Origin of the sequence: Flavobacterium sp. (assembly GCF_044361065.1) — a bacterium.
In the GTDB taxonomy this organism is placed as follows: Bacteria; Bacteroidota; Bacteroidia; order Flavobacteriales; family Flavobacteriaceae; genus Flavobacterium.
Genome location: NZ_JBIKJI010000113.1, coordinates 1 through 7,174 on the forward strand (window position 1 = coordinate 1; position 7,174 = coordinate 7,174).

At 34.7% G+C, this 7,174-nt stretch carries 7 protein-coding genes; 3 read left to right on the plus strand and 4 right to left on the minus strand.

Annotated elements, in window-relative coordinates:
* Window positions 1–132 precede the first annotated feature (132 nt).
* From ACIQ11_RS07585 to ACIQ11_RS07595, 3 genes are all read left to right on the plus strand, one after another.
* Window positions 133–837 (plus strand): RloB family protein, encoded by a 705-nt coding sequence (locus ACIQ11_RS07585; RefSeq protein WP_396154067.1) that lies wholly within the window; start codon window positions 133–135, stop codon window positions 835–837.
* 170 nt (window positions 838–1,007) lie between these two features.
* The gene (locus ACIQ11_RS07590) at window positions 1,008–1,886 is read left to right on the plus strand and encodes a restriction endonuclease (RefSeq protein WP_396154068.1); all 879 of its coding nucleotides are present in this window, start codon (window positions 1,008–1,010) and stop codon (window positions 1,884–1,886) included.
* Window positions 1,887–2,028: 142 nt separating this feature from the next.
* Window positions 2,029–2,277, plus strand: coding sequence for a type II toxin-antitoxin system ParD family antitoxin (locus tag ACIQ11_RS07595; RefSeq protein WP_291241274.1), 249 nt, complete (start codon window positions 2,029–2,031; stop codon window positions 2,275–2,277).
* A gap of 110 nt (window positions 2,278–2,387) precedes the next feature.
* Here the strand turns inward: ACIQ11_RS07595 and ACIQ11_RS07600 are convergent, their stop codons facing one another.
* The 4 genes from ACIQ11_RS07600 to ACIQ11_RS07615 all read right to left on the minus strand — a co-directional run.
* The gene (locus ACIQ11_RS07600; RefSeq protein ID WP_291241275.1) at window positions 2,388–4,058 is read right to left on the minus strand and encodes a sodium/sugar symporter; all 1,671 of its coding nucleotides are present in this window, start codon (window positions 4,056–4,058) and stop codon (window positions 2,388–2,390) included.
* A gap of 4 nt (window positions 4,059–4,062) precedes the next feature.
* The gene (locus ACIQ11_RS07605) at window positions 4,063–5,115 is read right to left on the minus strand and encodes a UDP-glucose--hexose-1-phosphate uridylyltransferase (RefSeq protein WP_396154071.1); all 1,053 of its coding nucleotides are present in this window, start codon (window positions 5,113–5,115) and stop codon (window positions 4,063–4,065) included.
* On the minus strand, window positions 5,105–6,274 hold the full coding sequence (gene galK, locus ACIQ11_RS07610; RefSeq protein ID WP_396154069.1) for a galactokinase: 1,170 nt from the start codon (window positions 6,272–6,274) through the stop codon (window positions 5,105–5,107). Before galK ends, ACIQ11_RS07605 begins: the two co-directional genes overlap by 11 nt.
* Before the next feature lie 25 nt (window positions 6,275–6,299).
* The coding region (locus tag ACIQ11_RS07615; RefSeq protein ID WP_396154070.1) for a DUF4982 domain-containing protein at window positions 6,300–7,174 on the minus strand (875 nt) is incomplete at its 5' end.

Genomic DNA, 7,174 nt, shown 5'->3' on the forward strand with positions numbered 1-7,174 from the left:
ATTCTTTAGCGGATTTTAAATCTGACGAAGTCAGAAAAACCGAATCATTTGAAGAAAATTACATTAAGGGTAAATATGGAGCAATTCCATATTTAGGATTTTTTAATAATCTTGATAATATTCTGCCTTAATATGAGAATGAAGGATAAAAAAGCAGAACAGGCTCTAGATAAAGAAAAGCATAGAGCACAATTAAAAGCTAAACGTAGAGCAGAAACAAGTATTGAAAGACTAGAACCTGTATTAACCAAAAAACCAACAATTCTAATAGTTTGTGAAGGTAAAAATACAGAACCATCATACTTTAATCAATTTAGACTTACATCAGCTACAATCGAACCAGTTGGAGAAGGATTTAATACGATATCTTTAGTTAATCGAGCAATACAACTAGCTAATCAAACTAGTTACGAACAAGTTTGGTGTGTTTTTGATAAAGATGATTTTGATAATATTGACTTTAATAATGCAATTTTACTAGCTGATGCTAATGGTTTTGGTATAGCATATTCTAATCAAGCATTTGAATATTGGATTCTACTTCATTTTAATGACCATCAAGGTGGTGGAATGCACAGAGATGAGTATAACGAGAAATTAAATAAATCTTTGAAAGAATTTAATATTACCTATGATGGCAAAAAAAGTAAAATGATAACCGAAGAAATTTTTGATTTACTTGATGGAATTGATCAAAAATCTGGAAAAGAGCGAAAAATTCTAGCTATTGAAAGAGCTGAAAAAATTTACGCCAGATTTGACCACAATAATCCTGCAAATGAAGAATCATCAACAACGGTTTACAGATTAGTAAAAGAATTATTAAAATATTTATAATAGACAAAACGCCAGCCACCTACAGCGGTTTTAAGAAATCGGGGTTTTCGGGCTTAATTTAAAGTTTTTTTTGCACTTTTGTGGTTAGTAATTAACCGCAAGTTAAGGCAAACCAAATCCCCAACTTCTTAAAGCCGCGAAACGTTAGGAGTAATATTAAAACAAACGAAATGGGAAGAAAGAAAATACACGATAAAGTACCTACACACGATAAAATGATGATTCCAACTTTGGAAGCTCTAAAAATATTAGGAGGATCAGGTACGATTGATGAAATTAATGAAAAAGTTTATGAAATTGCAGGTTATGATGAAGAGTTGTTAGAAATACCTCACAATGAAAATGGAATTCAATCAAAAGTAGAATATAGATTAGCTTGGGCAAGAACCTATTTAAAAAAATACGGTTTAATTGAAAATTCAACTCGTGGAATATGGGCATTAATTGATAATGAAATAGACACTACCAAATTGAAATCTGATACAATTCTTAAAAATGTTAGAGAACAAACAAAAAAACCAAAATCAGAAATAAAACAAAATAAAGAAGAAGTTGAATCTGAAATTGATGATGAAATTGAAGACCAAATTGATTGGAAAGAAAACCTAATTTCTATAATTTTAACAATTGAACCTTCAGCTTTTGAAAGACTTTGTCAAAGAATATTAAGAGAAAGTGGATTTGTACAAGTTGAAGTAACTGGAAAATCTGGTGATGGAGGAATAGATGGAAAAGGAATTGTTAAGCTAAATGGCTTTTTAAGTTTTCACGTGTTTTTTCAATCCAAAAGATACAAGGGTTCGGTGGGTTCAGGAGATATTAGAGATTTTAGAGGAGCAATGCAAGGAAGAGCAGATAAAGGACTTTTTATTACAACAGGTAATTTTACCAGAGAAGCAATTAAAGAAGCTACTAGAGATGGAGCGCCGCCAATTGACCTTATTGATGGAGAATTATTATGTGATAAATTAAAAGAATTTAATCTTGGTGTTAAAACGGAACTAATTGAAGAAGTTTCTGTAAATGCTGAGTGGTTTTCAAAAATCTAAAAATAAATCTAAAAATTTCTCCGCTGCGAAAAGTCTCCCGACTTTGAGCCACACAAAGGCAAAAGAACAATCAAATCTAAAAATAAATCTAAAAATTTGCATAGTTACTAATTTTTGGTAACTTTGATAAAAGTTTTAAAAAATGAAAAACACATCAATATCACTCGGAAATTATTTTGACCAATTTGTGAGCAGTCAAGTAATAGAAGGACGCTATAAAAATGTAAGTGAAGTGATTCGTGCAGGACTTCGACTTTTAGAAGATGAAGAAAGTAAAACTACTGCTTTGAAAAATGCAATTCAAAAAGGGTTGGATAGTCCAAGAGTTGAAAATTTTGACTTTGAAGAGAATTTAAAACAACTTAAAGCTGCAAAAAGAAAAAATGGCTAATGTTATTTTAAAACAAGATACCCGCGCGAATCCTTTCGCGTGGTTCTTAAACATAAAAAAAACCTTTGCCAATTATCAGCAAAGGTTTTTGTTTGTATAAGAAGTAGCTGTTACCAGAAAACCGTGTATAGTGCTACTAAAATTCCGGTAATTATAAGTGCGCCAACCGTAAAACCAGGCGACATTTTAAACATCGATTTTTCTATTTCTAATCCGTTGGTTACTACGCCGTTTTTGGTTTCGTACCTACTTATAAAATACATTACAATAAGGCAAATTAGAAACACAAAGCCCATACGGTCTACAAATGGTATTTCGTAAATGCCTTCTGCATTTGGCACTGAAAATCCTACACCGTTTAAGAAAGAAAGGTCTACAACACCAGGCATAAATTTAAACAAGATAGAAAGTATAAATCCACCAATAATAGCAAATAAGGCCGCGTTAGAAGTTGTTTTTTTCCAAAAGAAACCCAATATAAACATTGCAAACACACCAGGACTCACAAATCCGGTATATTCTTGTATGTACTGGAAACCGCCTTTTTTATCTATGCCTAAAAATGGCGCTACCAAAACGGCTACAAATAAAGCAATGGCAATGGTTATTTTACCTATCGAAATCAGTTTTTTGTCGGTAGCTTCTGTATTAATTTTGTTTTTATACACATCTAACGTAAAAATGGTAGCTATACTATTTGCTTTTCCTGCTAACGATGCCACAATAGCGGCTGTTAATGCTGCAAAAGACAATCCTTTTAAGCCCACTGGCAATAAGTTAAGCAAAACAGGGTAGGCACGGTCTGGGTTCACACTGCCATCGTGTAACATTTCTGTTTGAAAGCCCCCATTTTGGTATAATACATATGCGGCAATTCCGGGTAAAACCACAATAATAGGCATTAGTATTTTCAAAAAAGCTGCAAATAAAATACCCGAACGAGCGGTTTGTAAATCGGCACCTAAAGCGCGTTGCGTAATGTATTGGTTGCAACCCCAGTAATTTAAATTGATAATTAACATCCCACCAATTAATACTGAAAGTCCCGGTAAATCCATATAATTTGGGTTCGATTTCTCAAAAATCATATGAAAATGATCATTGGCTTTTTCCGTCATTAACTGAAACCCGTTAAGTACACCTGTAGTACCAAACGATTCAGCAACCAAGTTTAAGGCCAAATAAGTAGTAACCAATCCCCCTAAAATTAAAAAGAACACCTGAATAACATCTGTATATCCAATTACTTTCATTCCGCCAAGCGTAATCATTAACGCAAAAAAGGCCAAACCTACCATACAAAAAGTAAGGTTTAAACCAGAAATACTGCTAATGGCTAACGCGCCTAAATATAAAATAGAGGTTAAATTAACCAATACATAGAGTAATAACCAAAACACCGCCATAATCATAGCTACATTGCTGTTGTATCTTTTTTCTAGATATTGCGGCATCGTGAATATTTTGTTTTTTAGGTACACCGGCATAAAAAATACCGCCACAATAATTAAGGTTGCCGCTGCCATCCATTCGTATGTGGCAATGGCCAATCCCATTTTAAAACCGCTCCCACTCATACCAATAAATTGTTCGGCACTAATGTTACTGGCAATTAAAGAGGCACCAATAGCCCACCACGTTAACGAACCTTCAGCTAAAAAATAATCGTTACTACTGGCTTCGGCTTTCTTTTTTTTGCGATATACCCAAAGTCCGTATCCTACAATAATGATAAAATAAATAAAGAAAACTAAGTAATCTAAGTTGGCTAATGTTTGCATAGTTTTAATTTTTTTGAGTTAATTTATAATGTGTATTTGGTAAATTACGTAACATTTCGGCGCTTTTTTCAGGAGAAATATCGCGTTGTGCTTCGCCTAACATTTCGTAGCCTACCATAAACTTTTTCACCGACGCGCTGCGCAATAACGGCGGATAAAAATGCATATGTAAATGCCATTCGGGATGCGAAATTCGGTCTGTTGGCGCTTGGTGTATGCCTGCCGAATATGGAAAAGACGTTTCAAATAAATTGTCGTATTTTACCGTAATGCCTTGTATAGCTTCGGCTAATGCTTCAGATTCTTTAGTAGTTAATCCTAACAAACTTCCAAAATGACGTTTGCTAACAAGCAAAGTTTCAAAAGGCCAAGTAGCCCAAAACGGCACCAAAACCACAAAATGTTCGTTTTCAAGGACAATGCGTTCTTGTGCTACTAATTCTTGTTTTATATAATCTTCCAGTAAACTGGTATTATTTTTTTCAAAATAGGCTTGCAAACTTTTTTGTGTTTTTTCAACTTGAGTAGGTAGCGACGATTGTGCCCAAATTTGTCCGTGCGGATGGGGATTGCTACAACCCATTACACTGCCTTTGTTTTCGAAAATTTGCACGTAATTGATAAAGTCTTTACTGCCCAAAGTAGCATATTCTTCTTTCCAAGTGTGTATTACGTTTTCAATTTCCTTTACATCCATTTCGGCTAACGTAATGTTGTGTTTGGGTGAAAAACAAATGACTCTGTTGATTCCTTTTTCTGGTTTTATTTGAAATAAAGGATTCAATTTCGATTCAAAAGTAATGTCATCTTCCAATAGGGCAGGAAAATCATTGTCAAAAACATAACACGCGTCATACTTCGGATTTTGTTCGCCATTAGATCGAGTATTTTCAGCACACAAATAACAATTTTCGTCGTGCGCTACACTGTTTTCCGTGGATGGCGTTTCGTTTTGCCCTTGCCAAGGTCGTTTTGCCCGATGTGGTGAGACCAAAATCCATTCGTTTAGTAACGGATTGAATCTTCTGTGCGGATGTTCGTTAATGTTAAATTCCATACGTGCTGGTGCCTTTGGCAATTTTTATTTTATATGCTTTTAAATCGATGTTGTATTTTATTTTATAGGCTTTTGTAAGCTTTTGAATTACGCTGTTCGCCGTTTCTTTTTTTACTACGTTTATGGTACAACCACCAAAACCACCACCCATCATTCGTGCGCCAACCACCTCAGCTTCACCGAGTGCTTCGGCTACTAAAAAGTCCATTTCTGGGCAACTTACTTCGTACAATTCCGATAAGCCATAATGGGTTTTTGTCATTAATTCGCCCAATTGATTTATGTTTCCTTTTGATAAAGCAGCGATGGCTAAGGGTACACGTGCTATTTCTTGTACCACAAATAAACACCTGTTGAATATGATTTCGCCTAACGTATCTTTCAATGCCACCACCATTGCTTCGGTACAATTTCTAAACGAAGTTACTTCAGGATAATTTGCTTTTATGATGGCTAATCCTTGTTCTACTTCATTTCGTCTGTCGTTATACCCCGAAGTTAAATGGGTATGTTTCACACAACTATCAAACAAAACCAATTGGTATTCGTTAAAATTAGCGGGATGATATTCGTACGCTAACGTGGTGCAATCTAATTTTATAACCTTATTTTTTTTACCAAATACAGATGCAAATTGATCCATAATGCCGCAATTGACACCCGCAAAAGTATGTTCTGCTTTTTGGCCTATTTTTGCCATTTCCTCTTTTGACAACTGAAGTTGAAACAGGTCATTCATTGCGTAAGCCACACCACATTCTAAAGCTGCAGAAGAAGACAAGCCAGCACCCATAGGAATGGTACTGCTAAAAACAAGGGTAAAGCCCTTTAGTTTTAAACTTCTTTCTTTTAACTGATGCAGTACTCCTAAAATATAATTTGCCCACATTTTATCAATGGGTTGTAAAGGGTCGTTTATGTCAAATGTATATACATCATTCAAATCTTTAGCTACAAGCACACATTCCGAATTTTTATTTTCAGAAATGGCAAAACAAATGTATTTGTTAATGGCAGCCGGAAGTACAAAACCGTCGTTATAGTCTAAGTGTTCGCCAATGATATTAATTCTTCCTGGTGAAAGAAAGATATGTTTCGCAGGTTTTTGAAATAATTTTTCAAAATGGTCTTTGGTATTTTGAATGAGTTTTTTCTTCATTTTATGCTGAATTTGTTTCAGTATTTTATTTTTTTAATTGTAAAAGAACTGCGCCAGATTTCAATCCGTTTGATTTGGCTTCTAGTTTTATGTCACCTACATTTTTACCCGCTTGAATAATTACTTGGCATTTTCCGTTAAACGCACTTCTTTGCCAGTTACCTTCTTTACACGTATCTGCTTCGTGGCTACTTGGGTCGCCATTTCCTACGCCAATTATTTTTGCGTTTTCAGAAATGGTAAAAGCAAGTAGGTTATTCGCCGTTGGCACTTCTCTTCCTTTTTCGTCTGTAATTGAAATATTTACAACAGTCGCATCTTTTCCATCAGCCAATAAAATAGTTTTATCTGGAGAGAGTTCCACAGTTGTCGCTTGTCCTGTTGTTTCAATTTTTGCAGTAATTTTTTTACCTTTTTTATAAGCAATAGCTTCTAAAGTTCCAGGTTCGTACAATACATTCCATTGTAAATGACTGTTTCTTTCCATTGTTTTTTTACCTAAACTTTTTTCATTTAAAAAAAGTTCTACTTCATCTGCATTTGAATTTACCCAGACATCAATTGGTTTGCCCACTTTATCAGGCCAATTCCAATGTGGCGAAAGGTGTAACACATCTTCATTCGTCCACCAACTTTTATAGTAATAATAAATGTTTTTTGGAAAGCCACATACATCCATAATTCCAAAATGCGAGTTGATATTAGGCCATTTATATGGGGTAGGTTCTCCACGATAATCGAAACCTGTCCAAATAAATCCACCCAACCAGTAGTTGTTTTCTGCAGCCAATTTCCACCACGTTTCGGCTTTGCTCGCCCACCAAGGATGCGTAATATCTTGATCTGGAACATAGGCTCTAGTTTCATCTTTTTCATAAATACCCTTTGTGGTTACGGTAC